The sequence below is a fragment of the Pseudomonas sp. NFPP24 genome (assembly GCF_900112095.1).
Classification (GTDB): Bacteria; Pseudomonadota; Gammaproteobacteria; order Pseudomonadales; family Pseudomonadaceae; genus Aquipseudomonas; species Aquipseudomonas extremorientalis.
Window position 1 is genome coordinate 394865 of record NZ_FOKD01000005.1, and the last position, 25798, is coordinate 420662.

Consider the following 25798-nt stretch of genomic DNA (forward strand, 5'->3'; position numbering starts at 1 on the left):
GTTTTCAACCCAAGCCTTGAGGTACTCGCCATGGACATCCAACCGCTGCTGCAAACCCTCCAGGACACTCCCGTCGCCGCGTTCATCCGTGAGTCGGGCTCGGTCTTCCCATTGCTTGAATCGGTGCATGTGATCGGCATCGCCATCGTCTACGGCACCATCGCCGTGGTGGACCTGCGCCTGCTGGGCGTGGCCTCCCATCGGCGCAGTGCGCTGAAGCTGATCCAGGATCTGCTGCCCTACACCTGGGTCGCGTTCGTGGTGTGCGTGATGACCGGCCTGCTGATGTTCTGCGCCAATGGCACGACCTATGTGCAGAACACCGCGTTCCTGTGGAAGATGGGCCTGCTGGTGCTGGCCGGGCTGAACATGGGGGTGTTCCACCTGGGCGCCTTTCGCCGCATCGGCGAATGGGACACCACGCTACCGCCGCCCAGCCAGGCACGCGTGGCGGGTTTCAGTTCACTGGCGCTGTGGGCAGGGGTGATTTTCCTCGGCCGCTGGATTGCGTTTCTCTGATGGCCAGCCTGAGCGATGCAATCACGGTGGTGCGCCCGCGCTCCGGGCGCTGGGAGTCGCTGGCGCTGCTGCTGGCGACCCTGGCCGTGATCGCCGGCGTGGCCGGCTATGTGACCCTGCGCCCGCAGAAAGCCGGCCCGCCCATCCCCTTGAGCTGGCAGGTGCGCTCCTTCGACGGTCTGGGCGCAGTCGACCAGGCGATCCATAGCGCGCTGTTGCCGGCCGGCGAGGAAATCATCTGGTTCAACAACGACACGGGCGGCTGGATCACCTTGGAGCATGCGCAAAAGCTGCTGTTGCCGCCCTTCTACCGCGACGGTTTCTGGAAGACCCATGGCGAGGTGCAATGGCAGTTGATTTTGCCGGGTACCCACCAGGCCCACGGGCTTTCCGGCGACGCCCATGCACCGGCGGATCCGAGCGCCAACCAGGTGTCGCAAGCCACCCAGGGCCAGGGTGCCACGGTGTACTACGGCGTTGGCGGCCGCGCCACGGGCCAGAGCGCCTACCTGCTGGTCATCGGTCACGCCCACGCCGGTGTGATGTGGGCCAACCAAGCGACGATCTGGGTCCATCCCGACCCGAACGCGCCCTACCCTGGCATCGTCAAGCCCGAGTCGCTGGTCGGCGATGGCTGGCGCCAGGTCATTCCATACGACGGCGCCAGCGAAGTCGAACGTGTCAAAGGAACCCAGCCATGACTACCGCTACCCAACGCCCGTCACGGTGGCGCAGATGCCTTGCGCTGTTGATGCTGATGCCTGTGGTTGCACTCGCAGGCACCGCGACCGCCTCGGGCAAACCGCTCAGGATCGGCGTCACGCTCCACCCCTACTACAGTTTCGTGGCGAACATCGTCGGTGACCGGGCGCAGGTCATTGCGCTGATCCCGCCCGAGGCGAACCCGCACAACTACCAGCCGCAACCCGACGACATCACCCGGGCGATGAACCTGGATGTGCTGGTGGTCAACGGCATCGGCCACGATGAATGGGCTTTCCAGATCGTAAAGGCCGCCGGGCGCACGGCGACGTTGCCGATCATCCAGGCCAATGCATCGGTGGCCCTGATTCCCATCGCGGGCGACCAGAGCGGGGTCAAGGTGGTCAACCCACACACGTTCGTGTCCACCACCGCGGCGATCCAGCAGGTGTTCGAGATCGCCCGCCGGCTGGGCGAACTGGACCCGGACAACGCAGCGACGTACCGCCACAACGCCCTGGCGTATGCCGCGCGGATCCGCGAGTTGCGCGCGCGCTTCATGACCCGCTTCGCCGCGCTGGACCTCTCGGCGTTCCGTTGCGCGACCACCCATGCCGGCTACGACTACCTGATGCAGGAGTTCGGCCTGTTCGTCAGCGCGGTGATTGAACCACGCCATGGCGTGGCCCCGACGGCACGCCAGTTGGCCAACACCATCGAGGCCATCAAGCGCGCCAACGTGCGCGTACTGTTTGCCGAGAAGAACTTCTCCCTCGACCTGGCCAAGCCGATCGAAGCCGCCACCGGCGTGAAGGTCTTCGCGCTGTCGCACATCACCGGCAACGCCTATAGCGCGGACGAGTTCGAGGTGGCCATGGCCGAGAACCTCGAAACCCTGGCCCAGGCCATTGAGTTCACCCAGCCAGCCAGGAGCACCCCGTGATGCGTGGACCTGCCATCGTGTTTGACAACGTGTCCCTGCAACTGGGCGGCACCCGGGTGCTCGATGCCGTGAGTTTCCGGGTCGAGGCCGGCGCCCTGCATTGCCTGGTCGGCCCCAACGGCGGCGGCAAGACTTCACTGGTGCGCACACTGCTGGGCCAGATGCCGCATTCGGGGTCGGTACGGCTGGAGGGCGAGATCACCACGCCACTGGGCTATGTCCCGCAGCTGCTGGACTTCGACCGCAATGTGCCGATGACCGTCAACGACGTGATGGCCATGCTCGGCCAACGCCGACCGGCCTTCCTGGGTTCCAGCCGCGCAGCCAAGGCACTCAGGGCTGCGGCCCTCGCGCGTACCGGCGTGGCGGCGATGGGCGCGAAGCCCTTCGGCAGTCTGTCCGGAGGCCAGCGCCAGCGTGTGTTGCTGGCCCAGGCGATCAGCCCGGTGCCTTGGCTCTTGATCCTCGACGAGCCGACCGCCGGCATCGATGAACCCGGCGTGCGCCTGGTGGAGGCGTTGGTCGCCGAACTGCACGACCGAGGCGTCACCATCCTGTGGATCAACCACGACCTGGAACAAGTGAGGCGCGTTGCGCAATCGGTCACGGTGATCAATCAACGGGTGTCGTTCCATGGCAGCCCCGCCCAATGGGAGAACGTGCGATGAACGCGCTGTACGACTTCATTCGCGAGCACCTCCAGGCGCTCGCTGCGACGGGCGTGCTGCCGCAACCCTTCGAGTACGAGTTCGTGATCAACGCATTGCTCTGCGCGGTGCTGATCGGGCCGCTGCTGGGCGTGCTCGGCTCGATGGTAATGATCAAGCGCATGGCGTTCTTCAGCCAATCGGTGGGCAACGCAGCGATGACCGGCGTGGCCATTGGCGTGCTGATCGGCGAGTCCTACACCTCGCCTTACTTTTCGATGTTCGGCTTCTGCCTGCTGTTCGCCCTGACGCTCAAGTACACCCAGCATCGCACCACGCTGGCCAATGACACGCTGATCGGCGTGTTCCTGTCGATCTCGCTGGCAATGGGCGCCTCGCTGCTGCTGTTCGTGTCGGCGAAGATCAACACCCATGTGATGGAGAGCGTGCTGTTCGGCTCCATCCTGGCGGTGGACCACACCGACATGAACGTGTTGCTGGTAGTCACCGCGATCTGCGCGCTGATCGGGCTGCCGCTGTACAACGGCATGCTGCTGGCCAGCCTCAACCCAAGCCTGGCCCATGCGCGCGGCGTGCGGGTGCGCAGTGTCGACTACCTGTTCGTGGTGCTGGTCACCCTGGTCACAGTGGCCTGCCTGAAAATCATCGGCGCCGTGCTCGTCGAAGCGCTGTTGCTGATACCGGCAGCGGCGGCCCGCAACATCAGCCATTCACTGCCGGCACTGGTAACCCGCGCCGTGTTGATCGCGACGTTTTCCTGCGTGGTCGGCATCCTGGCGCCGATGCAGTTCCACATTCCCGTGCCCACGGGCGGCGCCATCGTGATCGTTGCGGCACTGGTGTTCGTCGTCACCACCGTCATTCGGGCGACCACGGCCCGGTTCAGAGGGGCCAGCGTATGAAATGGCTGAATGCTACGTGCCGCCCAAGACTGGCGCTGTTGGCGGTACTGCTGGGCAGCCCGTTGCTGGCCCAGGCGGACCAGGTGCTGGTGGCGTTGCCGGCGCTGTATGCACTCACCTCGGCACTCGGCGACGGCACTCGCCTTGAGGTGGTGCGTGTGCCGCCCGATGCGGCGGTGTCCCTGCAAAGCCAGGCCAATGCGCTGTCACGCCTGGACGCCAGTGTGTTCGAGCAGGCGACGGCGGTGGTCACCTTGAGCAGCCTGTGGCGTGCCGATCCTTTGTATGCCGCGGCCCGTCGCCACAACCTGCGGATCGTCGAGATCGACGCGTCACATTCCTGGGACGCCATCAAGCCCGGCGTGGCCGTGGCCCGCGTGCCGCCAAACGACGTGCCCTGGGCGGGCGCGCAAGTGGCCGACGACGGCCTGTCACCCTATGCCTGGCTCGGCCCCGTCAACGCCATGCGCATGTCGGCGCTGATCGCGGCCGACCTGGAACGCTTGTCTCCCGTAGACGCGCCACGCATAGAGCGCAACCTCACCGCACTCGACAGCCGCTTGCGCCGACTGAAGGCCGACTACGGCGCCCGGCTGCTGGCGGTGCCGGACCTGCGCGTGCTGTCGTTGGCCGACGAATTCATCTACCTGTTCGGCGAGTTCGGCATTTATGTCGACGGCTGGTTCGTGCGGCAGGACATCGATTGGAGCGACGCTGACTGTGCTGCGCTGACCCGCTACCTGCGCGAGCGTGACATTCGCGTCGTCGTGCACAAGTGGGCGCCGGACACCAGGATCGCCAAGGCCATCGAAGACGGTGGCGCACGCCTGGTGCTCCTGGACACCGGCGCCGATGCAAGCAACGGCTACGAGGCCCTGCTGAGTTCGAACCTGGACGCCCTGCTGGCGGCCTTCGCCCCCCTGCAACACCCTTGACTGTGGAGCGCTCATGAAACCCTTGGGTCCAACCCGTTTGATACTGATGACAGCAGCCCTGTCGTGCTGCCAGGCGGCCTTCGCCCATGGCCCGGTGTTCGACTGCTACCTCGAACACGATGACCAGGTGAAATGCGAGGCCGGCTACACCGACGGCAGCTCCGCCGTCGGGAGAAAAATCCGTGTCCAGGATGCCCGCAACAAGCTGCTGCTCGAAGGCAGCATCGGCGCGGACAACACCTATACGTTCCAGGCCCCCGCAGGCGACTACACCGTGTTGTTCCTGGGTGGCGACAACCATGACGCGACGATCCAGTCCGCCGACATTTCCAGGTGAAACAGACCATGACCTTCACACGACGACTGTTCCAAACCCTCGCCGGCGCCACTTTCGGCTGCGTGGCCTGTGCCGCCCAGGCCCACTTCCAGATGCTCTACGTCGAAGACACGGCGCCACAGCGCGGCGATAAGCTGGAGTTTGCGCTGGTGTTCACCCACCCCTTTTCCGGTGGTCCCACCCTGGTGATGGACAAGCCCCGGGCGTTCAGCCAGGTGAGCGCCCACGGCAGCAAGACCATCGACCTGCGCCAATACCTGCGGCCGGTGCAGTGGCAGAGCCGCGACAACCAGGCGACGGCCTATCGTGCTTCAATCCCGCGGGAGTTGATGCGCTCGCTGGGCGACCATATTTTCGTCCTCGAACCCGAACCTTACCTGGAAGCCGAGGAAGGCCTGTACATCCAACAGTTCACCAAGCTGATCGTCAACGTCGGCGGCGTCCCCGGCGACTGGGCCGAGCCGCAGGGCTTGCCGGTGGAGATCCAGCCGCTGAGCAAACCCTACGCAAACTGGACGGGTGGCGTGTTCCGCGCCGTGGTACTGGCCGATGGAAAACCGGTGCCGTTCGCCGAAGTCGAAATCGAATACCTCAACCATGCCGTCGATATCGAGCAGAATAGCTTCGGCCAGGCAGCCTACGTCACCGCGCCGCAAGCTTCATTCAACGCTCAGAGCACCTACGCGGACGCCCAGGGCATCGTGACCCTGGGCCTGCCCCGCGCCGGTTGGTGGGGCATTGCCGCGCTCGACATCGGCGCGACCAAGACCCACAAGGGCAAGCCGCTGTCGCAGGATGCGGTGTTGTGGGTGCAGGCCAGGGACATGGTGCCCGGCAAGGACTCAGGTATCGCTCATTGAGCTATTGGCTCGCAACTGAACGCCTCGACTTCGCGAATCAAGCCCTGTGCCGCCATCATCACCAGGTCTCGCCCTTTCTCCGGCGAGGCCTGCGCCGGGTCCGAGCCCATGCGCCCATCGACGTGGCGGGCGCGGAAATCGAAGGCCTCGCGGATCGGCCCCCACGGCGCGATCCGGGGTGAGTAGTCGGCGGTTTTGATCGAGTCCGGGTAGGCCCATTGGGTCACGGCGATCTCGGACGGCGTGGCATGGATGCCGTGGCCGGTGGGGAACTGCGCCTTGGCCAGTTCGCCCACGCCTTCCAGGTCCCACCAGTTGCATAACTTCAGGGCGAACCCCGCCGGGCGACGGGCAAAGCTGGCTTCGGCATACAGCTCGGAAAACGCCGCTTCAATGGACGCGACGTTGCCGCCATGGCCATTGAGAAACAGGATCTTTTCAAAGCCATGGGCCGCCAGCGAATGCACCCAATCGCTGATCGCGGCAATGAACGTCGAGGGCCGCAATGAGATCGTGCCGGGGAAGCCGATATGGTGCTGCGCCATGCCGATATTGAAGGTCGGCGCGATCAGGATATCGGCGTTTTTTTGCGCCTGGCACGCAATGATCTCGGGGCACATCCAGTCGGTGCCGAGCAGCCCGGTCGGCCCGTGCTGTTCGTTGGAGCCGATGGGGATGACGATGGTGCGGCTGCGCTCGAGAAATTGGCCGATCTCGGCCCAGGTCGACAGGTATAGAAGCATCTTGGGTTCCTCAGGGTTTTCAATGATGGCGGGCCACTCGACCCGCGCTGTATTCGCCCGCCGAGCCGGTGCGCGTTCGCGGTTTGGTCGCGATGATCACGAACGCCGCGCACAGGAACACGCAGCCCACGGCAACGACCCCCGTGTTCAAGCTGCCCGTGGCGGTTTTGGCCCAGCCGATCATGGCCGGGCCCCAGAAACCACCGGACAGGCCGATGGTGTTGATCAAGGCAATGCCGCCTGCGGCCGCGTCGCCCTTGATGTGCTCGGAGGGCATCGCCCACAACACGGTGTAGGCCATGAACATCATGCTGATCGACAGGGTCAGCACGATCATCGACCCCACCAGGTGGCCGCCCGCCAGGGGATAGAGCATCAGCAGGAGCGCACCGGTGGCCGCCGGGACGGCGCAGTGCAGCCGGCGCTCGCCCAGGCGGTCCGAGCGGCGCCCGATCCAGTACATGCCCAGTGCCGCCCCGACATAGGGCATGGCGGCATACCAGCCCACTTGCTGGGTGTCTTGCAGGCCCAGGGTCTTGATGATCGCCGGCAGCCAGAAACTCATGGCGTAGATCGAGAAGATGATGCAGAAGTACGCCGAGGCCAGGACATACAGCTTAGGGTCGCGCAGTACCGCACGGAACGAATGGCTGCGGGCATTCGCCGTGCCCAGTTCGGTTTCCAACAGCTGTTTTTCCGCCTCATTCAGCCAAGGCGCATCGGCGGGCCGGTCGGACAGCACGACGTACATGAGCACGCCGAGCAATACACAGGGCAAGCCTTCAATCAAAAACATCCATTGCCAGCCGGCCAGACCGCCGACACCGGCAAGCGTGGTGATGAGCCAGGCCGACAAGGGTCCGCCCAGAATGCCGCCCATGGGACCGGCGATAAACACAATGGCAATCGCCCGCGCCATGCGGTTCGGGCCGTACCAACGCGACAGGTAATAGATCATGCCGGGAGCGAACCCGGCTTCGAATACGCCGAGCAGAAAACGCATCGCATAGAACGTCGGCACGTCCCGTACAAACAACATGCACGCCGAGGTGATGCCCCACAGCACAAGGATCCTGCTAAAGGTTTTACGCGCACCGATGCGGGGCAGCATCAGGGTGCTGGGCAGTTCGAACAGCACGTAGCCGATAAAGAAAATCCCCGCGCCGGCGCCGTAGGCAGCATCGGACAAGCCCAGGTCGCTTTGCATCTGCAGCTTGGCAAAGCCCACGTTGATGCGGTCCAGGTACGCAAAGACATAGCCGATGAACAACAGCGGCAACAGCCGCCAGTTGAGCTTGTGGTAGAGGGCAGAAATGGCTGCACTTTCTGCCGGTGCCAGGGAGGTTGGCATACGAGTCTCCAGTTGTTTTTGTGGGTCTGCGTACTTGCCAATTCAGGGTGCGCCGGCCCACGATAAGCAGCAAGAGCAACTAAGTTCACTTAGCGTTGCTCTGCAGGCAACACAACTTCTGGAGCGGGTCATCCTTCATGCGTGAGATCAATCAACAACGTCTTCGCTACTTCCACGAAGTGCTGGTGCACGGTTCGATCAGGGGGGCGGCGGACAGCATCAACACCTCGCCCTCGGTGATCACCCGCCAGATCAAGCTGCTGGAAGAGGAATTGGGCGCCAAGCTGTTCGAGCGCCAGGCCCGTGGCGTTCAGCCCACCGAGGCGGCGGCGCATCTGCTGGAGTTCTGGCGCGGCTATCGCTCGCACCAGGAAAAACTCGAAGACCAGTTGCAAGCCATCAAGGGCCTGCAGCAAGGCCATGTGCGGGTGGTGATCAGCGAAGGCTATGTGGATGCGCTGGTCGACAACGTGCTCGCGCCTTTCAGCAAGCAATACCCCAGGCTTGAAGTCACCCTGGACATCCTGCCGGTGGACGATGTGCTCAACGAAGTCGCCGAAAACCGTGCGCATATCGGCCTGGCCTACAACCCGCCGCCCCATCCACACATCGACTACCGCGCCGCCTCGCTGCAGCCGGTGATGTTGCTGGTGCGTCCCGATCATCCGCTGGCAGTGCGCGGCACCTTGGCGACCGTGACGGAGGTGTTGGAATGCCCATTGGTGCTGACGCCGACCACATTTGGTATTGGCCATGCCATCACCCTGCTGGAATACGCCGAGAAGATCGAAGTACGCCCGACCCTGGTCAGCAACTCCCTGGCGGCACTCAAGCGCCTGGTTGCCACTGGCGGCTTTGCCTCGCTGGCCGGGGAGTTCGCGGCCTATCGAGAAATTGAAAACGGCGAGCTGGCGTCGGTGCTGATCGACCATCCGCTGTTGCTGGGGGTGGAGGCCAAGCTGTTGGTGAAGGCCTCAAGACCGCTGGCGGCGCCCGCTCAGGAATTGTTGACGTGGATGCTGGAGCGGTTGCCGATGTTTTGCATGCCCACTGTTCACCAGAACCAATAAGGCAGGAATTTAGGCGTCGGCTCATGGGCCAACTCCAGATGGTAAGTAACGCAATTGAAGAAAAACATATCCAGTATGAGAAAGGTGACAGCCCCGAAAGAAAAGATGACGAACTCACGATTGGGATGCCCGTGAAAACGTGATTCCAACCAGGGCCGCACGGCGACTAGCGTAATCAGACCCAGGCAGGCACCGAGGTAGTTGGGCTGCAGCGGGGTCACCGCATACGAACTGTACCCATAGGCAAGTAACAGCATAACGAGGCCTATCAGCGGCAACTCCAGGCAGAACCCAAGCAGTTTTTTCCGGGTGTTTGCAAACATTTCACTGCGGTCCACGAAGACATAGGCCGCCAACAACGAAATAGCTGGCGTGATCGACAGTATGTAACGCGCCTTTTTCGAACTTGGAATCGTGAACAGCACAATGATCACAAGGAGCCAGCCGGTGAGGTACAGGAGCATGTTCGTGGCGGCATGAGGCGTACTGTCGAAAAAGTGTTTGCCCTTCCTGATGATCACACTCACTGCAATCAAGGCGGTGACACCGTAGGTCAGCAAGCCTGCCGAAAAGTAGAAGTAATAACGGGGCGCGTGATCACTGCCGAACCGCCCGAGTCCTTGCATGATCAAAACCTCTTGCAGAAAAGCAACGCCGCCCTGCACATAGGCCGCCCAGGTCAGCACCGCGATACCCGTGGCCAGGACCAGGCCCGCCAATAATGAGAACACCACCAGCATGCGCCACTGCCGGCTCAACAGGTAATAAGAGGCGACGACACTGGCAGGTCCGATCAGGCCGATCGGGCCACGAAACGCAAAGCCCAGTGCCAGGCCCGCGAGTACCAGCGGCAACCGATAACGCTGTTGGTGCACCTCGCCCGCGTAGGCCAGGTAAAAGCACACCACCGTAAAAAGTGCCGGGTACACATCCAGCGCCAGGGAGTTCACGCCGTCCAGGAATGACCAGGTGAACAGCGCAAACACCACCCCGTAGGCGCCCCACTTCTTCTCATGCAAAGCCCCCAATTTATAAATGAACACCAACATCAACGCGGCAGCGACGCAAAAAGGCACGCCCATCGACAGAATGGAGACACGGCCAAACGGCAAGGACACCAGATAAACCAGGAGTGTATTGATCACCGTGTAATCGGGGTAAGGCTGCAGATCTTCGGCGATTGGAAACAGCGTGACGCCGTGCGCAAGCATATATTGGGCAAAGTCGACAAAGCGCGTGGTGTAATTGAGCACGGCGGGCTTGTATTGCAGGACAGCCAATACAATAAACGCGACCACAAAAATAAATGAACAGGGCTTTTTTACAGCCACTTCCTTTAGCTTATTCATGCGACCTTGCCGTCCCTGAAAAAAGCGCAGACTAGCACTTTGCTTTTCAGGCGTTCCAGATTGGAAAAGTGAAGAGTTGTAAAGGCCGCACACTGTATTCATTCAACCCGGCAACTCGCCGTGGCATTCTGAACATTCGCTGAACATGCGTTAAAAAAATGCGAAGTCAGCCTAAGAAAAACTTCAACTGAATTTAATTTAGCGCCTTGTTGTGTGCGTCATGTGAAGAGGCACCAAGGAATAGTTTTATAAACAATCCGGTCACCTTGAAAAATAAGCAGTCCGTGCAAAAATTCGGAACAAGAGCAAAAAGCAAGGGTAGACACCCGGTGGTACATCAATCAGTTATCCGCACATCAACTCCCTGTTCTCCCCCTCAATCCCTCCTCGTAAGATCGCGTGGCTTACAGCCTCCTGGCATCAGGCATTTCAAGGCCTGACAACAACTGATCGGTTGCGCAATCGAACTGTTCGATAAGGAAGTCCAGCAATACACGCACGCGGGGAACCCGGTAACGGTTGCCATGTAGCACCGCGTAGACGCCGGCCTCTGGGACACAAAAGTCAGGCAACAGGACGTTCAGTCGTCCAGCACAGATATCGGCTGCCGCATCCCAGATGGTCTTGCGTGCAATGCCATGCCCGGCCAACGCCCATGCGCGCGCGAGTGCGCCATCATTGGTTTCCCATGCCTGGCTCATAGGTACGGTGTAGTTCCATGCCTGACCGTCCACCACAAAGTGAAAGGTGTTCAAGGGCCCTGCGCCAGTCACCAGCACGATGAACTTGTGGTTCACCAGGTCAGCAGGGGTCTGCGGTTCGCCGTATCGCGCCAGATAGTCAGGCGAAGCGCACAGTACTCGCCAGTTGGGCGCCAACTGCCTGGCGATCATCGAGCTTTCATGTGGCTGCCCAAACCGGATTGCCAGATCAATATCGTCCTGCAGCAGATTCGACACCGAATCCGACAACGTCAGCGCAACGGACAGTTCCGGGTGCAACTTACTGAATGCCTCAAGCCAGTCATTCAAAAGATTGCGGCCAAAATCGGCAGACGCGGATATCCGTACCTTGCCACGCACCTCAGTTTGACTGGCTTGAAGCCCCGCTTCCGCCTCATCAATAGCCCGCAATGCGACCCAGCACTGCTGCAAGTAAAACCGACCTTCTTCCGTAAGGCGCAACTGACGCGTTGTGCGATCAAACAATTTGGTGCGCAGCGCCGCCTCAAGCTTGATAAGGCGCGCGCTGGCCGCGGCTGGCGACAGCGCCAGTTTGCGCCCTGCGGCAGACAGGCTGCCGAGTGCTGCCGCCTCGACAAACAAACGCATATCACCCAATCGGTCAGTGGCCATATTCAATTCAAATTTGATAGCTCATCAAATGTTAAGCCAATTATCAAATCGTAGGCAATTCATCACACTCATGCCTCCTCTCCCATTGAGCACAAGTCATGACCGGCAAATCACAGGTTGAAAATGGCTCTTTCACAACATCGAGCAATATCGAACACCTCACTACCGAGGGTCTCCCACTGACGGCCCTGTTGGCGCTGACATTGGGTAGCTTTATCGCCACCGCCAACTAAACGGTGCCGGCAGGACTTTTGCCGCAAATCGCCGAAGCATTTGGTGTGTCGCAAGCATGGGCCGGTCAGATGGTGACACTGTGTGCACTGGGCTCAGGGTTGGCGGCTATTCCTTTGACGCTCGCGTTGCAGGGTTGGCGTCGGCGCGGGGTGCTGTTACTGGCGGTCGGGGTGTTTTGCGCCTGCAATGCGGTGACCGCCCTGTCGCCCTGGTTTGCATTGACGCTGGCGGCTCGCTTCATGGTGGGTATTGCAACCGGTCTGGCCTGGAGCCTGCTGGCCGGCTACGCCAGACGGTTGGTCACCCCACCACTGCAAGGTCGCGCTATGGCGCTGGCCATGCTCGGCATCCCTCTGGCACTTGCCCTGGGCGTACCGCTGGGTGCCTGGCTCGGCAAACTGCTGGGATGGCGATGCGTGTTCGGGACGCTCTCAGGACTCAGCCTTTTGCTGATGGCCTGGATCTATCTGAAAGTGCCTGATTACCCCGGACAACGCGCCGATCGACGCCTGCCGCTGCGCAGGGTCTTGCAAACCCCGGGGGTGCGGCCGGTACTGGCGGTGGTCATGGTCTGGATCCTGGCCCATTACACCTTCTATACCTATATTGCTGCGTTCCTGGCTTCTGTTGGCTTGGCCGATCAGGTTGATCAGGGCCTCCTTGCATTCGGTATTGCGGCCTTGTTCGGTCTATGGATGATCGGCACGCTGATTCATGGCAGGCTTCGTAGCCTGGTACTGCTCAGCCTGACAGCATTCACCCTGGTGTCGTTTGTCCTTGGGCTGGGTGACCTGCCCGCCAGTGCGATCTACATCAGCATGGTCTTGTGGGGGATGAGCTTCGGTGGCGCGCCAACCTTACTGCAAACCGCCTTAGCTGAAGTTGCCGGAGACGGCGCTGACATTGCGCAATCGATACTGGTCACCGTCTTTAACCTGGCGTTTGCAGGCAGCGGTGTGATCGGTGGCGTTCTCTTGGAAACCTGGGGGGCAAGCGCTATTCCCTGGGTAGCGCTGGCGTTGTTGCTGCCGGCGCTGATGATGGTCTCGGTGGCCAAGAGGCATGCTTTCAGGCGTTGACCGTTGAGCTGTGCTAACAATCGGCAATCGAGACTGGCCGAATGGCGGACACAACTCTGCACCAAATGAGTCCATTTGCCCGTGCACGTCGATAAAAATCAAAGTCACGAAAAAAGAGGACGAAGCGCCCACCCAGTAAATTGCAGGCAAAAAAAAGCCACTCGTTAGAGTGGCTTTTTTTTGTGTTTGGAGCGGGAAACGAGACTCGAACTCGCGACCCCGACCTTGGCAAGGTCGTGCTCTACCAACTGAGCTATTCCCGCGTCTTGGTGATGCGCATTCTATAGAATTATCAGAACCGGTCAACCCCTTGATTCGAAAATGTTTTATTTCTTTTCAACGGTGGTGCGCAGATGCGGCCAGGCAGCGCGCAGGTACTGGAGCATGGACCACAAGGTCAGGCCGGCGGCGATGAGCAGCAGGGCGTAGCCGGTCAACACCCAAAAGGAGAAGTCCGACGGGTTGGCCAGCAGGATCACCAGCGCGAGCATCTGAGCGGCGGTTTTCCATTTGCCCATGTTGGAGACAGCGACATGGGCGCGGGCACCGATTTCGGCCATCCATTCGCGCAGTGCGGACACCACGATTTCGCGGCCGATGATCACGGCGGCCGGCAGGGTCAGCCACAGGTTGCCGTGTTCCTGCACCAGCAGGACCAGGGCGACGGCCACCATGAGTTTGTCCGCTACCGGGTCGAGGAACGCGCCGAACGGCGTGCTCTGTTCCAGGCGACGGGCCAGGTAGCCGTCGAGCCAGTCGGTGGCAGCCGCGAAGGCAAAGACGGAGCTGGAGGCCGCATAGCTCCATTCGTACGGCAAATAAAACAACAGGATGAAAATAGGAATAAGCAGGACGCGTAGAACGGTGATCAGATTAGGGATATTCATCGGCACAACTGGCTACGAGGTGGAAAGGCATTCTATTCGCTGTGCAGATTCGCATAAATCAACTCAGCGAGCTTTTTACTGATACCGGGAGCTTTGGCTATTTCGTCAATGCTGGCACGGGATAGCTCCTGCAAGCCACCAAAATGTTTAAGCAAGTCGCGTCGCCGTGTCGGCCCGACGCCCGCCACCCCCTCCAGGGTTGAGGTTCGACGGGTTTTGCCGCGTCGGGCGCGGTGACCGGTAATGGCGAAACGGTGCGCCTCATCGCGGATCTGCTGGATCAGGTGCAACGCCGGTGAGTCGCCCTTCAAAGTGAACTCATGGGCGGCATCATTCAAGTACAACGTCTCGAAACCGGCCTTGCGCGTAGCGCCCTTGGCTACGCCGAGCAGGATCAGGTCGGGCACCGCCAGTTCGTTGAGCACGTCGCGGGCCATGGACAGCTGGCCCTTGCCACCGTCCACCAGGAGTATATCCGGCAGTTTGCCCTCGCCGTCCTTCAACTTGCTGAAACGCCGGGTCAGGGCCTGGTGCATGGCCGCATAGTCATCGCCGGCGGTGACGCCTTCGATGTTGTAGCGACGGTAATCGGCTTTGATCGGCCCTTCCGGCCCGAACACTACGCAGGACGCCACCGTGGCTTCGCCACTGGAGTGGCTGATGTCGTAACACTCCAGGCGTTGCGGCGGCTCGTCCAGGTTGAGGACTTCGGCCAGGGCGTCGAAGCGTGCGGCGACGTGCTGTCGATTGGCCAGGCGTGCGCCCAGGGCCTGCTCGGCATTGGTCACGGCCAGTTGCTGCCAACGGGCTCGCGTGCCGCGTACGCGATGGCTGATGTCCAGCTCGCGGCCGCGCAATTCGTGGATCGCCTCGATCAGCGTGGGGAAGTCTTCGTGCACCACGTTGACGATCAGCTCCGACGGCAAATCGCGCTCCGGGCTGCTCACGTAGTACTGGCCCAGGAAGGCCGCCATGACCTCAGCCACGTCTTCGTCGATACCGGTCTGCGGGAAGAAGTTCTTGCTGCCCAACACCCGCCCGCCCCGCACGCTGATAAGGTGCACGCAGGCACCGCCCGGGTTGACGAAGGCGGCGATCACATCGACGTCACCGGTACCGCCTTCCATGCTCTGCTGGTCCTGCACGCGGCGCAGCAGGGAGATCTGGTCGCGCAGTTCGGCGGCCTTTTCGAAATCCAGGGTGCTGGCCGCCTGCTCCATGGCGCCGGAGAGTTCGTCGGTGAGGGCATTGCTGCGCCCTTCGAGAAACATCACCGAGTGACGCACATCCTCGGCGTACTCGGCCGGCTCCACCAGGCCCACACAGGGTGCCTTGCAGCGCTTGATCTGGTATTGCAGGCACGGCCGGGTGCGGTTCTTGTAGAAGCTGTCTTCGCACTGGCGCACAAAAAAGGTCTTTTGCAGCAGGCTCAGGCTTTCGCGGATCGCGCCGGCGCTGGGATAGGGCCCGAAATACTTGCCCTTCTGCTTCTTCGCGCCCCGGTGAATGCTCAGGCGTGGGAAGTTGCCGTCGGATAAAAACACGTAGGGGTAGGACTTATCATCGCGCAGCAGAATGTTGTAAGGCGGCCGCCATTCCTTGATCAGCGTCTGCTCAAGCAGCAGTGCTTCGGTTTCATTGGCGGTGATGGTGGTTTCGACCTGGGCGATGCGCGCCACCAGCGCGGCGGTTTTCGGCGCGAGACCGCTCTTGCGAAAGTAGCTCGCCAGGCGGTTCTTCAGGTTCTTGGCTTTGCCGACATACAGCAGGCGCGCCTCGCTGTCGAACATGCGGTACACGCCGGGGCGGCCACTGCAGGTCGAGAGGAAGGCACTGGGATCAAACGGTGTGGTCATGTCAGGCGCTGGCGTCCACCATGCCGTGGCGCACCGCGAGCAGGGTCAATTCAACATCACTGCTGATGGCGAGCTTCTCGAAAATGCGATAACGGTAGGTGTTGACGGTCTTGGGCGACAGGCACAACTTGTCGGAGATCGTCTGCACCTTCTGGCAGCCGACGATCATCAGGGCGATCTGGATTTCCCGCTCCGACAGCGCATCGAACGGCGAGTCGCTGGTGGGCTGGAAAGATTTGATGGCCAGTTGCTGGGCGATCTGCGGGCTGATGTAACGCTGCCCGGCAAACACCAGGCGAATGGCTTGCACCATCTCGGCCAGACCGGCACCCTTGGTCAGGTAACCGGCCGCGCCGGCCTGCAACAGGCGCGTCGGGAACGGGTCTTCTTCACACACGGTCACCACCACGACCTTGATGTCCGGGTGGCTGCGCAACAATTTGGTCGTGGCGCCAAGACCACCGATACCGGGCATCTTGACGTCCATCAGTACCACATCGGGTTTCAACTCCCGGGCCTTGATCAGGGACTCTTCCCCGGACTCGGCCTGACCGACTACTTGCAGGCCATCGATGTCAGCCAGCATTCGTGTAATGCCTGTACGAACGAGATCATGGTCATCGACTACTAGCACCCTAATCAAGCAGACACCTCGCGATATGGTCTTATAGGTTGCTGAACACCTTAGCAAAAAACCAAGGCGCAGACCTAGCTGCAAGCGTCATATATATAGAGTTTGAATACACAGCAGCCGTCCACCCTGCGGTGGACGGCTCTATTTGTTGGGCAGCAGGTCAGGATTCCTGGGGCTGCGGTCTGCTTTTTCCATTCAGTGACACGGAGTGCTCGGCCAGGCTTGACGTCAAGCGACGGATTGCAGCCTGGTCTTCCTTGAACATCGCGCGGTAGTCACCCAATACTTTTTCTTCAACCTGGCTCAGGTTGTCCAGTTGAATCGGGGTAGGCGTACCGGTCAACACGTACAGCACATCCACACCTTTCTCGGCGACACGCGACAGGTAGTCCGCTTTAGGCGCCCGTCCTCCACTTTCGTATTTACCTTGTGCGTTGGCTTCAACGCCGCCTATTTCACCAAAAACTTTTTGCGACAAGCCAAGTCGCTCCCTTTCTTGCCTCAAACGCGAACCGATTCCACTCATTTGGATGTATGATCCTGGTTGGGACACCCCAAGAGGTGACACACTCATCATTTTGCTGAACAAACTTGAACGGTTTTGAACTATGCCCGGAATCCGTACTGCCGCACAAGCCAAGGCCTGGCTGGAACATCAAGGAAAGTCAGTTCAAGCGTTCGCCCGTGAACATGGCGTTGATCCGGCAACCACCTATCAAGTGCTCGCTGGGCGCAAAAAGGGACGACGTGGAGAGGCCCATAAGGTAGCGGTCCTCCTGGGCATGAAAGAAGGGATCATCCATTCTGAGGCTGATGCTCAAAAAAACGATCAGGAGGTCATTTCCTGAAGCCAGTATGCGCTTATTAGAATTGGGTGCGTGGTTTAGCTTGATGGACAGAGACGTTCCATGCGCCAGAAGCAGTTTTCTTCACCGACGATACTCAGCCCCATGCGCTGATAGAGCCTTCGGGCCGGATTGGTCTTGAACACGGTCAGACGCAGCAACCCCAGGGCCTGAGCCTTGAGCGCCATCTGCTCCAAGACCCAACTGCCCGCGCCCTGCCCACGACATGCCGCAAGCATATGCAGCTCACGGATATAGAGTGCGCGGCTGTCGCGGCTCAAACTGATAAAGCCCAACACGGTCTCGTCGTTGCAGATCAGCCAGTTTTCGCGGCCCGCCCAAGCCACATCGAAGCCGTCGTTGGACCACACCAGATCGTATTGCAGGTAATAGCGACTCATGGCCTCAAAGGTCAGGGTTCGGGCGAACGGCAAGTCCTGGTCCGTCGCAGCGCGCAGGTGAAACGCCATTTACAGCGCTACCACTTGGCCAGCCCACACGGCGCCATCACGACGGGCGATTACCAGCGCATCACCCAGGCCCGACGCAGCAGCCAGTAAACGGCCATCTGCGGCCCAAATGGCGCTGCTACCGGCACACACATAGCCACCCGATGGCCCGCCATGGTTGGCTACCAGCACCACCAGGCCATGCTCGGCCGCATACCCCTGGAGCAACGCGCTGTCGGCTGCGTAGCCGCCTTCGCTGATCAACACACCGGCGGCATAGACAGTGGCGCCCATCTGGGCCGCCTGGCGCGGGTGACTGGCGCGGGAGAAATCCGCGCACACCGCCAGCGCAATCCGCTCATCGCCGATGTCAAGCGCCGCTCCCCCCTGCCCTGGGGCAAACACCGCTTCTTCGCCTGGATGCAGATGCTGCTTGGTGTACACCGCAAGAGAACCGTCTGCCCCCAACACCAGCGCGCCGATCAGCACACCTGCCCCAGGTGCCAGGCGAATCGGCATGCCGACCACCGCCGTCAAGCCCCACTCCCGTGCCATTTCGCGCAGCGGTGCCAGCAGCGCGTCTTCGGGAGCAATCGCCAATGCGGCCGCCAGTGACGGCTCATAGCCGGTCAACGACAGTTCCGGAAACACCAGCACGTGCACGCCATGTTCGGCCGCCGCGTGCATGAGGGCCAAGTGCCGTTCGATATTGGCCGGCACGTCGCCCGCGATGGAAACAGATTGAGCAGCAGCAAGGGTCAGGGCAGTCATGGTCGCGTCCAGGCAATCATCCAAGGTGTGACAAGCATATCGCGGTCGATAGCGGTCAGTACCCCTGCGCAATAGAAATTACTGATTGAATCCACCTGCGTGCCTCTAGTAAGCTCCCCCCATCATTTGGAGACACACCATGTTGCAACTCACCACCCCTCAGGTCTGCCCTGTTGCCAGCGCCCCGCGCTCGGTATCGGCTACCCGTGTGAACGGTTCGAGCGCACTGGTCAGCTTTTATTTTGGGTATTGGTTTAGCCACTGGCGCGCCTGATACCTGAAATCGGCGCCCACTACTCAAGGGGTCGCCTACCAGAGAAATCCAAACCCCCGGTCGGCTCCCCGACCGGGGGTTTTGTTTTTTCAGGCCCCAATATTTTTTGATGAACACTTAAAGGACACACGACATGAACTACGCCACCTATTACCGCTACGACACTTCCACTGCATGGCGATTTAGCCAGCTCCGCTCGGGACAGCCTGCCGCCTCCGATCGGTCACCTATGGGTGGCAAGCCAACACACACAGCCAGTACGGCCCACTGTCGAACACCCCAGTAGGGCCAGGCGCGCGGGAACAGCCCGCCGCTTGCCCAGGAAGCCTTGAATATGAACTCTGCCACCGCCGCTCTGCCCGTTTCTGCCCTGACCAGCGCCAATGAAGCCCTGACCCAGCGCTTGCCCAGCGCGCTTGATTTAAAGCTCAAGCTGCCGCTCAGCCCGTTCCTCAATGAACAAGTCCACGCCCATCGCCACGCCGTGCGCGCCATCCTCAATGGCCAGGATTCACGTTTGCTGGTGATCGTCGGCCCGTGCTCGATCCACGACCCGGAGTCGGCCATGGAATACGCACGCAACCTGAGGAAACTCGCACTCGAAGTGAGCGACCAGATGCTGCTGGTGATCCGCGCCTACGTCGAAAAACCGCGCACCACCATCGGCTGGAAAGGCCTGGCCTACGACCCGCACCTGGACGGCAGCGACGATATGGCCGCCGGCCTCAGCCTGTCCCGCGAACTGATGCGCGAAATGCTGCGCCTGGGCCTGCCGGTCGCCACTGAGCTGCTGCAACCGATGGCCGCCGGCTACTTCGATGACCTGCTCAGTTGGGTCGCGATTGGCGCACGCACCACCGAATCGCAGATCCACCGCGAAATGGCCAGCGGCCTGGGCATGCCCGTGGGCTTCAAGAACGGCACCGACGGCGGCGTGGCGATTGCCTGCGACGCGATGCGCTCGGCGTCCCACCCGCACCGTCACTTCGGCGTCGACAGCCAGGGGCACCCGGCGATCATCCAGACCCCGGGCAACCCCGACACCCACCTGGTGCTGCGCGGCGGCCACCGTGGGCCGAACTACGATGCGCAAAGCGTGGCGCAGGTGAAACACGACCTGGCCAAGTCCAAGGTGGCGGCGCGGATCATGGTCGATTGCAGCCATGCCAACAGCGGCAAAGACCCGCTGCGTCAACCGGCGGTGTTCAACGACGTGCTGGAGCAGCGCTTGCAGGGCGACACGTCGCTGATCGGCATGATGCTCGAAAGCCACCTGTTCGAAGGCTGCCAGCCGTTGAGCACATCGATGAAGTACGGCGTGTCGGTGACCGATGGCTGCCTGGGCTGGGATGCCACCGAGCAGTTGTTGCGTAGCGCCGCCGAGCGCTTGCGCGCACAAGGCTGAACGACCAAGGCGCTGCTACAGCGGGTACAGCGCCTCATCAAATTGCTCAAGTTTCGGAAATACCAAGGGCTGCTCATCCGCCAGCCCTTGCAGCCGTTGCTCATACTCCACCAGGAAATCCTGCCGCGCCTCAGCACTGATATACGGCACATGCCACGCCACAAACGGCGCCAGCACCTCATAGCCCACATACGCCAGCGTGCCGCGCAGGATCGGGCGCAACATATCCTCCAGCGGCCCATGAATCGCGCCCTCGCCGAACATATGCTCGCGCCCGCCCAGGGTCACGGTGACCAGCGCCCGCTTCCCCGCCAACCCACCCTGATCGTAAAAGCGCTTGCCGCCGTAACACACGCCCGACACCAGCACCCGGTCAATCCAGCCCTTGAGTATGGCCGGCGCCGAGAACCAGAAGATCGGAAAGTTGAGGACCAACAGATCGGCCCACAGCAGCTTGTCCAACTCAGCCTGAATATCCGCCGCTATCGACTGTTTCCTCACTCCCAGGCGTTGCTCCAGCGCATACACCAGGTAATCGGGGTTTTCCCGCATGGAAAAATCCGCCGCCGACGCCACCGGGTTCCACTGCATGGCGTACAAATCACTGACCTTGACGGTGTGTCCCCGGCCTTGCAGCGTGACGAGCGCCTGGTCACGCAGTGCCGCCGTGAACGACTGTGGCTCGGGATGGGCGTGAACAATCAAAACCTTCATGTGAGTTCCTCAAACAGCGCAGGCCTGTTTCAGTTCGATCAGGGTTACGCCATTGCGTTGGAAAGCGTTGCGCAGGTGCGTCTGCAATTCATCCAGGTTGTGGGGCTGGTTCACGGTGCAGCCGAACGCCTGGGCGAACAGCCCAAAGTCGGGGTTGCGCGGCAGCACGCCGACGGGTTCGATGTCGAGGTTGAGCATGTCGTCGCGGATCTGGCCAAGTGCGTCGTTGTTCCACAACAGCACCACCAGCGGGCTGTCCAATTCCTCCACGGCGGTGGCCAGTTCCTGGGCGGTGTAGAGAAAACCACCGTCACCGACCAGCACCAGGCCTGGCCGCTGCGGTGCGCCGAACTTGGCACCGATGGCCGCCGGCAGGCCGTAACCCAAGGTGCCGTAGCCGGTGGGGTGCAGCCAACTGCGCGGGGCGCGACTGCGATAGGCGTAATTGCCGGTGTAGGCCAGTTGGGTCATGTCGCTGCTGATGAATGCATTGGCGGGCAGTTCGGCTTCGATGCGGTCAAGAATGGCACGGTGGATGGACTGCAACGGGCCGTGTCCCCGCTCGACGGCCTGGTGTAATGCCGCAACACGCTTGGCTGCCGTTTCCGCGTCAGCCGACACGGTTGGCAAACGCTCCAGCAACGCCAGCACCGTCTGATTGGCATCGCCACGCAGCGCCACGGCACTGGGGTAGAAATCATTGAATTTGCGCGGGTCGATATCCACCCGCAGCAGCTCACCGTTGAGGGGCAGACGCTCGCACCAATAGTCGGTGTCGGCCATTTCCGTGCCCACCGCCAGCACCACATCGGCCTCGCTGATCAGTTGCCAGCCGGGCTCGACGCACAGGGTGGAACCGGCATTCAACGGGTGATCGATCGGCAGCAACCCCTTGCCGGCCACGCTGGTGAAAAACGGCGCGGCCAACTGCGTGCTCAAACGCTGCAACGCCTCGCCTGCCGCCAGTGCACCGCCCCCGGCGATAATCATGGGCCGTTGGGCCGCTGCGAGCTTGGCCACCGCCTGGCCCAAGACGTCAGCCGACGGCACGCCGCGACCCGGGCGGCGCACCACGTCATCGCTCCAGTCGCGCTTGATCGGTGCCGCCAACACATCCAGCGGCACCGAGATATGCACCGGCCGAGGCCGCTCGCTGTCGAACACCGCATAGGCGCGGGCGATCAGTTCGGGCAAATCCTCGGCACTGAGTGCGACCGCCGAAAACGCCGTGATCGGTGCGGTGATGGCCCGCTGGTCCTGGGTCTCGTGCAGGCTGCCCCAGCCCTTGCCAAGGCTGGCGGTGCTGTTGACGCTGGAGATCACCAGCAGCGGAATCGAGTCGGCATACGCCTGGCCGATCGCGGTGGCGGCATTGGTCACTCCCGGCCCGGTGATCACAAAGCACACCCCTGGCTTGCCGCTGACCCGCGCATACCCGTCGGCCATGAAACCGGCGCCTTGCTCGTGGCGCGTAAGCACATGGCGAATGCCGCTGCCGGGCAGGCCGCGATACAGCTCCAGCGTATGCACACCGGGAATGCCGAACACGGTGTCCACCCCATAATGGGCCAGCAACCGCACCAGGGCCTGGCCGCCGGTCATCACCTTATCGTGCATGCTCATCTCCTAGACGTATCAATGCATCGACCGCCGTAGCGCCCTGGGCACTGACCAACAATGGGTTCACATCCAGCTCCAGCAACTGCTCGGCGTTGGCGCAGGCGTAGTCGGCCACCGCCCGAATGGCCGCGACCAATACATGCATATCCGCCGCGTCACGGCCGCGATAACCTTGCAGCAACGGGGCGCTGCGCAGGCTGAGCAGAGCATTGCAAATGGCGCTGTCGGTGGTGGGCAGCAGCAGGCTGCGACTGTCCTTGAGCAGCTCTACCAGGATGCCACCGGTACCGATGACCAGTGCCAGGCCAAACTCGTTTTCTCGCTTGATGCCCACGATCAACTCCGCCAAAGGCGGCGCAGCCATGGCCTCCAGCAGCAGTTGATCGAACGCGACATCCGGCGCATAAGCGGCGATGTGCTCGCGCATCTGCTCAAGTGCAGTGGTCAGCGCCATACCGTTTTTCAGGTTCAGCACCACTGCACCGGCTTCGGTTTTATGCGGCAACTGCGCGCTGACCGCTTTGAGCACCAGGGGATAGCCAACCACCGCGGCATCGCTGATCGCCCTGGCCGGAGTACTCAATACCCCGGTTGGCGTGGCCAGGCCGAACGCGCGCAAGGCTTGTTTGGAAGCCCATTCGTCGAGGGCCTCGCCGCTGCCTTGCAGGGCCTTCGGGCACAGCGGTTCGAGGATCGATTCGCCGCGCTCCAGCAGCACGCGGCGATTGCCCGGGTAACCGGCAATCCGTCCCCACGCCGCCAATGCGTCTTCCACGCCTTGCAGCGCTGCGATGCCTTGAGCATGCAGGCGCTCGCGGGCATGGGCCGGCAGCAACTCGGGAAAGGCCGAGGTGACAAACCCCGTCTTGCCATGCCGGCCAAGCGCGTTGCAGAACAACTCCAGCAGCAGGTCACACTCCTTGCGCTCACCCGTGGACTCGGCCGGGTAATCCAGCACCAACAGGGCGGCATCGGCTTCGGTGCGCAGGGCGGTGTCGAGCATGGCATCGAGGGCCGCACGGTTGCCCCAGATGGCCGTGGTGAAATCCAGCGGATTGACCAGGTTGGCGTAGCTGGGCAGCACCTGCGCCAGTTCACGGCGCTGGCCTGCGTCGAGCGTTGGCAAGGCCAGGTGATTGCGTTCGGCATAGTCGGCAATCAGCCCCGCATCGCCCCCGGAACAGGCCAGCGCGATCAGGCGGTTACCCGCAGGAAGGTTGCCGCATGCCGCAGCTTTGAGGGTTTCGACAAAACTCACCGGTCCGCTCACGCGAATCACGCCCAAGCGTGCAAACAGGCTGTCGTACAGCGCATCGGAGCCGGACAGCGAACTGGTGTGACTCAAGGCCAGCTCGGCGCCGATCTGCGACACGCCGGTTTTCAGCGCAATGATCGGAATGCCTTTTTCTAGGGCCTTGTGGGCGGCACGGGCAAACCCCGGCACATTTTTCAACCCTTCCAGGTGCAGGCCGATGGCGGTGACGCGCGGTTCATCGAGCAGCACCTCCATCAATTCGGCAACACCCAATTGCGCCTGGTTACCCACCGACGCCATGTAGGCTACCGGCAGCGAACGGTCGCTCATCGACAGGTTGTAGGCGAAGTTGCCGCTCTGGGTCAGCACCGCCACGCCCTTCTCCACCGCCTTGCCGCCATGAGCCACCGGCCACAGCGCTGCGCCGTGCAGGTAATCCAGCAGGCCGTAGCAGTTGGGGCCAAGCAAGGCCATCTCACCCGCCGCCTTTAATAGCTGCTGTTGCAGGACGGCACCGTCGGCCCCGGTCTCGGCAAACCCTGAGGCGTAGCAAATCGCGCCACCCGTGCCGATGGCCGCGAGTTCGGCGACGCAGGCCAACGTGAGTTCGCGGTTGGTGGCGATAAACACCGCGTCCGGCCCGCACGGTAAATCCGCCACACGGCGTACACAAGGGATGCCGTCGAGGCGGTCATGCTGCGGGTTGACCAGCCACATCGGCCCGTTAAAACCACCTTCGGCGCAGCGCTTGAGCGCACGGGCCATGCTGCGGCCGCCGACGAATGCCAGGTGCCGGGGCGCCAGCAGGCGCTTGAGGTTGTCGCGAATAGCCTGAGACATAAGCGTTCTCCGCGCCGATCAGCGCAACAGCGGCCGCAACAGTTCACGGGCGATGATATGGCGCTGGATTTCCGAGGTGCCTTCCCAGATCCGCTCGATCCGTGCGTTGCGCCAGATGCGCTCCACCGGCCCTTCCTCCATCAGGCCCATGCCGCCGAAAATCTGCACCGCCTCGTCGGCGACCTTGCCCAGGGTTTCACTGGCAAACAGCTTGGCCATGCCGGCCTCACCATCGGTCATGCTGCCCTGGTCCATCTTCCAGGCGGTGTGCAGGGTCAGCAGTTCTGCTGCGCGGATCTGTGTGGCCATGTCCGCCAGCTTGAAGCTCACGCCTTGATAAGTGCCGATGGGCTGGCCGAACTGCTTGCGGTCCGCCGCCCATTGCAGCGACACATCCAGCGCGCGCTGGGCCTGGCCGACGCAGTTGGCGGCCACCATCACACGGCCGGCGGTAAGCCAGGCGTTGGCCACGTCCCAGCCCTTGCCCACTTCGCCCAGTACCTTGGAAGCCGGTACGCGGCAGTCGTCGAAGAACAGTTCATAGGTGTGATAACCCCGGTTGCTCACGCATTTGGGGCCACGGCGGATGGTCATGCCGGGCGTGCCGCGATCCACCAGGAGCGCGGTCACGGCGTTGCGCTGCCGACCGTTGTGTTCATAGGTGTCGGTGACCGCAAACACGATGGCGAAATCGGCGTGCCCGGCATGGCTGATAAAGTGCTTGCTGCCGTTGATCACGAACTCATCGCCACGTTGTACGGCGCGGGTCTTGATGGCATTGGCGTCGGAGCCGGCGCCGGGTTCGGTGAGGGCGAAACAGTCGATTTTCTTGCCCTGCACACACGGCAGCAGGTAGTCGCCAATCTGTGCTCCCGTACACGCCATGAGGATCTTGGACGGCCGCGCAACAAACACATGCAGCGCCCACGACACCTTGGACAATTCCCGCTCGATCAGGGCCTGGGACAGATAGTCCAGGCCACCGCCCCCCACCGCCTCCGGCATGTTGAAGGCGTAGAAGCCAGCAGCGATGGCCTTGTCGCGGATCTGCGCGGCCAGCTCGGGAGAGACCTCATCGGCACGGTCCACCGCCGCCTCATGGGGCAACAATTCCTTGGCTACAAAACTGCGTACCGCGTCCACCAACATGTCTTGTTCTTGGCTGAGTTGGAAATGCATGGCGCTACCTGCTCGGAGGTGG

25 protein-coding genes, 1 tRNA gene and 1 pseudogene are annotated in these 25798 nt (G+C 61.8%); 12 read left to right on the forward strand and 15 right to left on the reverse strand.

Annotation, left to right across the window (positions count from 1 at the left end):
- The first annotated feature begins 30 nt into the window (after positions 1-30).
- Genes BM026_RS13425 through BM026_RS13460 form a run of 8 tightly spaced genes read left to right on the forward strand, consistent with a single transcriptional unit; the run spans position 31 to position 5866 of the window.
- Positions 31-519, forward strand: coding sequence for a DUF6644 family protein (locus BM026_RS13425; RefSeq protein WP_071489621.1), 489 nt, complete (start codon positions 31-33; stop codon positions 517-519).
- On the forward strand, positions 519-1220 hold the full coding sequence (locus tag BM026_RS13430; RefSeq protein WP_092249819.1) for a DUF6162 family protein: 702 nt from the start codon (positions 519-521) through the stop codon (positions 1218-1220). Before BM026_RS13425 ends, BM026_RS13430 begins: the two co-directional genes overlap by 1 nt.
- A complete protein-coding gene (locus BM026_RS13435; protein WP_071489623.1) occupies positions 1217-2164 on the forward strand; it encodes a metal ABC transporter solute-binding protein, Zn/Mn family in 948 nt (315 codons plus the stop codon). The genes BM026_RS13430 and BM026_RS13435 overlap by 4 nt, the downstream gene beginning before the upstream one ends.
- Complete coding sequence (locus BM026_RS13440) at positions 2164-2832, forward strand: metal ABC transporter ATP-binding protein (RefSeq protein ID WP_093513775.1); 669 nt, start codon at positions 2164-2166, stop codon at positions 2830-2832. The genes BM026_RS13435 and BM026_RS13440 overlap by 1 nt, the downstream gene beginning before the upstream one ends.
- Positions 2829-3734, forward strand: coding sequence for a metal ABC transporter permease (locus BM026_RS13445; protein ID WP_092249810.1), 906 nt, complete (start codon positions 2829-2831; stop codon positions 3732-3734). Before BM026_RS13440 ends, BM026_RS13445 begins: the two co-directional genes overlap by 4 nt.
- Positions 3731-4669 carry a metal ABC transporter solute-binding protein, Zn/Mn family gene (locus tag BM026_RS13450; RefSeq protein ID WP_256575521.1) on the forward strand — a complete coding sequence of 313 codons (939 nt, stop codon included), beginning with the start codon at positions 3731-3733 and terminating at the stop codon, positions 4667-4669. Before BM026_RS13445 ends, BM026_RS13450 begins: the two co-directional genes overlap by 4 nt.
- 13 nt (positions 4670-4682) lie before the next feature.
- On the forward strand, positions 4683-5006 hold the full coding sequence (locus BM026_RS13455) for a hypothetical protein (RefSeq protein WP_071489626.1): 324 nt from the start codon (positions 4683-4685) through the stop codon (positions 5004-5006).
- 8 nt (positions 5007-5014) lie between these two features.
- On the forward strand, positions 5015-5866 hold the full coding sequence (locus BM026_RS13460; RefSeq protein ID WP_071489627.1) for a DUF4198 domain-containing protein: 852 nt from the start codon (positions 5015-5017) through the stop codon (positions 5864-5866).
- Here the strand turns inward: BM026_RS13460 and BM026_RS13465 are convergent.
- Together BM026_RS13465 and BM026_RS13470 are read right to left on the reverse strand one after the other, a co-directional pair.
- Positions 5860-6609, reverse strand: a complete 750-nt coding sequence (locus tag BM026_RS13465) for a creatininase family protein (RefSeq protein ID WP_093528948.1) — start codon at positions 6607-6609, stop codon at positions 5860-5862. The two genes, BM026_RS13460 and BM026_RS13465, sit on opposite strands and share 7 nt — an antisense overlap.
- Before the next feature lie 19 nt (positions 6610-6628).
- A complete protein-coding gene (locus BM026_RS13470) occupies positions 6629-7960 on the reverse strand; it encodes an MFS transporter (RefSeq protein ID WP_092249803.1) in 1332 nt (443 codons plus the stop codon).
- Positions 7961-8097: 137 nt separating this feature from the next.
- Here BM026_RS13470 and BM026_RS13475 point away from each other — a divergent pair, with 137 nt between their 5' ends.
- On the forward strand, positions 8098-9030 hold the full coding sequence (locus tag BM026_RS13475; protein ID WP_093127843.1) for a LysR family transcriptional regulator: 933 nt from the start codon (positions 8098-8100) through the stop codon (positions 9028-9030).
- On the opposite strand, the gene BM026_RS13480 is transcribed toward BM026_RS13475, so the two are convergent.
- Both BM026_RS13480 and BM026_RS13485 read right to left on the reverse strand, forming a co-directional pair.
- Positions 9015-10379: an ArnT family glycosyltransferase gene (locus BM026_RS13480; protein ID WP_093528951.1), complete on the reverse strand. Its 1365-nt coding sequence runs from the start codon at positions 10377-10379 to the stop codon at positions 9015-9017. The two genes, BM026_RS13475 and BM026_RS13480, sit on opposite strands and share 16 nt — an antisense overlap.
- Before the next feature lie 404 nt (positions 10380-10783).
- Entirely contained in the window at positions 10784-11734 is a 951-nt protein-coding gene (locus BM026_RS13485; RefSeq protein WP_093513780.1) for a LysR family transcriptional regulator, read from the reverse strand.
- Positions 11735-11832: 98 nt separating this feature from the next.
- Between BM026_RS13485 and BM026_RS13490 the strand changes: the two are divergent.
- A pseudogene (locus BM026_RS13490) lies at positions 11833-13047 on the forward strand (MFS transporter).
- Positions 13048-13234: 187 nt separating this feature from the next.
- Here BM026_RS13490 and BM026_RS13495 read toward each other — a convergent pair.
- The 5 genes from BM026_RS13495 to BM026_RS13515 all read right to left on the reverse strand — a co-directional run bounded on the left by BM026_RS13495 (position 13235) and on the right by BM026_RS13515 (position 16950).
- Positions 13235-13310: transfer RNA gene (locus BM026_RS13495), tRNA-Gly, on the reverse strand.
- A gap of 63 nt (positions 13311-13373) precedes the next feature.
- A complete protein-coding gene (gene pgsA / locus BM026_RS13500) occupies positions 13374-13934 on the reverse strand; it encodes a CDP-diacylglycerol--glycerol-3-phosphate 3-phosphatidyltransferase (protein ID WP_003232771.1) in 561 nt (186 codons plus the stop codon).
- A 32-nt stretch (positions 13935-13966) separates the two neighbouring features.
- Complete coding sequence (gene uvrC, locus BM026_RS13505) at positions 13967-15790, reverse strand: excinuclease ABC subunit UvrC (protein WP_092249788.1); 1824 nt, start codon at positions 15788-15790, stop codon at positions 13967-13969.
- 1 nt (position 15791) lies between these two features.
- A complete protein-coding gene (uvrY, locus tag BM026_RS13510; protein WP_003190387.1) occupies positions 15792-16433 on the reverse strand; it encodes a response regulator transcription factor GacA in 642 nt (213 codons plus the stop codon).
- A gap of 151 nt (positions 16434-16584) precedes the next feature.
- A complete protein-coding gene (locus BM026_RS13515) occupies positions 16585-16950 on the reverse strand; it encodes a helix-turn-helix domain-containing protein (protein WP_092249785.1) in 366 nt (121 codons plus the stop codon).
- 82 nt (positions 16951-17032) lie between these two features.
- Here BM026_RS13515 and BM026_RS13520 point away from each other — a divergent pair, with 82 nt between their 5' ends.
- A complete protein-coding gene (locus tag BM026_RS13520) occupies positions 17033-17272 on the forward strand; it encodes a DNA-binding protein (protein WP_071489635.1) in 240 nt (79 codons plus the stop codon).
- A 35-nt stretch (positions 17273-17307) separates the two neighbouring features.
- On the opposite strand, the gene BM026_RS13525 is transcribed toward BM026_RS13520, so the two are convergent.
- Positions 17308-17739 carry a GNAT family N-acetyltransferase gene (locus BM026_RS13525; RefSeq protein WP_092249782.1) on the reverse strand — a complete coding sequence of 144 codons (432 nt, stop codon included), beginning with the start codon at positions 17737-17739 and terminating at the stop codon, positions 17308-17310.
- Positions 17740-18489: a carbon-nitrogen hydrolase family protein gene (locus tag BM026_RS13530; protein ID WP_092249779.1), complete on the reverse strand. Its 750-nt coding sequence runs from the start codon at positions 18487-18489 to the stop codon at positions 17740-17742. It lies immediately after the preceding gene.
- 608 nt (positions 18490-19097) lie between these two features.
- Between BM026_RS13530 and BM026_RS13535 the strand changes: the two genes are divergently transcribed.
- Positions 19098-20168 carry a 3-deoxy-7-phosphoheptulonate synthase gene (locus BM026_RS13535; RefSeq protein WP_092249776.1) on the forward strand — a complete coding sequence of 357 codons (1071 nt, stop codon included), beginning with the start codon at positions 19098-19100 and terminating at the stop codon, positions 20166-20168.
- Positions 20169-20183: 15 nt separating this feature from the next.
- On the opposite strand, the gene BM026_RS13540 is transcribed toward BM026_RS13535, so the two are convergent.
- The 4 genes from BM026_RS13540 to BM026_RS13555 are packed head-to-tail and all read right to left on the reverse strand — an operon-like array spanning position 20184 to position 25776.
- Positions 20184-20882 carry an NAD(P)H-dependent oxidoreductase gene (locus BM026_RS13540; protein WP_093127286.1) on the reverse strand — a complete coding sequence of 233 codons (699 nt, stop codon included), beginning with the start codon at positions 20880-20882 and terminating at the stop codon, positions 20184-20186.
- A gap of 9 nt (positions 20883-20891) precedes the next feature.
- The gene (locus tag BM026_RS13545; protein WP_092249770.1) at positions 20892-22499 is read right to left on the reverse strand and encodes a 5-guanidino-2-oxopentanoate decarboxylase; all 1608 of its coding nucleotides are present in this window, start codon (positions 22497-22499) and stop codon (positions 20892-20894) included.
- Positions 22489-24597 carry an acetate--CoA ligase family protein gene (locus BM026_RS13550; protein WP_093528954.1) on the reverse strand — a complete coding sequence of 703 codons (2109 nt, stop codon included), beginning with the start codon at positions 24595-24597 and terminating at the stop codon, positions 22489-22491. Before BM026_RS13550 ends, BM026_RS13545 begins: the two co-directional genes overlap by 11 nt.
- A gap of 18 nt (positions 24598-24615) precedes the next feature.
- Positions 24616-25776, reverse strand: a complete 1161-nt coding sequence (locus BM026_RS13555; RefSeq protein WP_093127277.1) for an acyl-CoA dehydrogenase family protein — start codon at positions 25774-25776, stop codon at positions 24616-24618.
- Between the last annotated feature and the right edge of the window lie 22 nt (positions 25777-25798).

Coding starts and splice junctions, on each gene's coding strand:
- BM026_RS13525 (WP_092249782.1), bottom strand. CDS start 17,739: ATGGCGTTTCACCTGCGCGCTGCGACGGACCAGGACTTGCCGTTCGCC.
- BM026_RS13455 (WP_071489626.1), top strand. CDS start 4,683: ATGAAACCCTTGGGTCCAACCCGTTTGATACTGATGACAGCAGCCCTG.
- BM026_RS13515 (WP_092249785.1), bottom strand. CDS start 16,950: ATGAGTGGAATCGGTTCGCGTTTGAGGCAAGAAAGGGAGCGACTTGGC.
- pgsA (WP_003232771.1), bottom strand. CDS start 13,934: ATGAATATCCCTAATCTGATCACCGTTCTACGCGTCCTGCTTATTCCT.
- BM026_RS13550 (WP_093528954.1), bottom strand. CDS start 24,597: ATGTCTCAGGCTATTCGCGACAACCTCAAGCGCCTGCTGGCGCCCCGG.
- BM026_RS13535 (WP_092249776.1), top strand. CDS start 19,098: ATGAACTCTGCCACCGCCGCTCTGCCCGTTTCTGCCCTGACCAGCGCC.
- BM026_RS13425 (WP_071489621.1), top strand. CDS start 31: ATGGACATCCAACCGCTGCTGCAAACCCTCCAGGACACTCCCGTCGCC.
- BM026_RS13435 (WP_071489623.1), top strand. CDS start 1,217: ATGACTACCGCTACCCAACGCCCGTCACGGTGGCGCAGATGCCTTGCG.
- BM026_RS13430 (WP_092249819.1), top strand. CDS start 519: ATGGCCAGCCTGAGCGATGCAATCACGGTGGTGCGCCCGCGCTCCGGG.
- BM026_RS13445 (WP_092249810.1), top strand. CDS start 2,829: ATGAACGCGCTGTACGACTTCATTCGCGAGCACCTCCAGGCGCTCGCT.
- BM026_RS13475 (WP_093127843.1), top strand. CDS start 8,098: ATGCGTGAGATCAATCAACAACGTCTTCGCTACTTCCACGAAGTGCTG.
- BM026_RS13440 (WP_093513775.1), top strand. CDS start 2,164: ATGCGTGGACCTGCCATCGTGTTTGACAACGTGTCCCTGCAACTGGGC.
- BM026_RS13470 (WP_092249803.1), bottom strand. CDS start 7,960: ATGCCAACCTCCCTGGCACCGGCAGAAAGTGCAGCCATTTCTGCCCTC.
- BM026_RS13530 (WP_092249779.1), bottom strand. CDS start 18,489: ATGACTGCCCTGACCCTTGCTGCTGCTCAATCTGTTTCCATCGCGGGC.
- BM026_RS13480 (WP_093528951.1), bottom strand. CDS start 10,379: ATGAATAAGCTAAAGGAAGTGGCTGTAAAAAAGCCCTGTTCATTTATT.
- BM026_RS13460 (WP_071489627.1), top strand. CDS start 5,015: ATGACCTTCACACGACGACTGTTCCAAACCCTCGCCGGCGCCACTTTC.
- BM026_RS13450 (WP_256575521.1), top strand. CDS start 3,731: ATGAAATGGCTGAATGCTACGTGCCGCCCAAGACTGGCGCTGTTGGCG.
- BM026_RS13555 (WP_093127277.1), bottom strand. CDS start 25,776: ATGCATTTCCAACTCAGCCAAGAACAAGACATGTTGGTGGACGCGGTA.
- BM026_RS13540 (WP_093127286.1), bottom strand. CDS start 20,882: ATGAAGGTTTTGATTGTTCACGCCCATCCCGAGCCACAGTCGTTCACG.
- BM026_RS13545 (WP_092249770.1), bottom strand. CDS start 22,499: ATGCACGATAAGGTGATGACCGGCGGCCAGGCCCTGGTGCGGTTGCTG.
- BM026_RS13520 (WP_071489635.1), top strand. CDS start 17,033: ATGCCCGGAATCCGTACTGCCGCACAAGCCAAGGCCTGGCTGGAACAT.
- BM026_RS13465 (WP_093528948.1), bottom strand. CDS start 6,609: ATGCTTCTATACCTGTCGACCTGGGCCGAGATCGGCCAATTTCTCGAG.
- uvrC (WP_092249788.1), bottom strand. CDS start 15,790: ATGACCACACCGTTTGATCCCAGTGCCTTCCTCTCGACCTGCAGTGGC.
- BM026_RS13485 (WP_093513780.1), bottom strand. CDS start 11,734: ATGGCCACTGACCGATTGGGTGATATGCGTTTGTTTGTCGAGGCGGCA.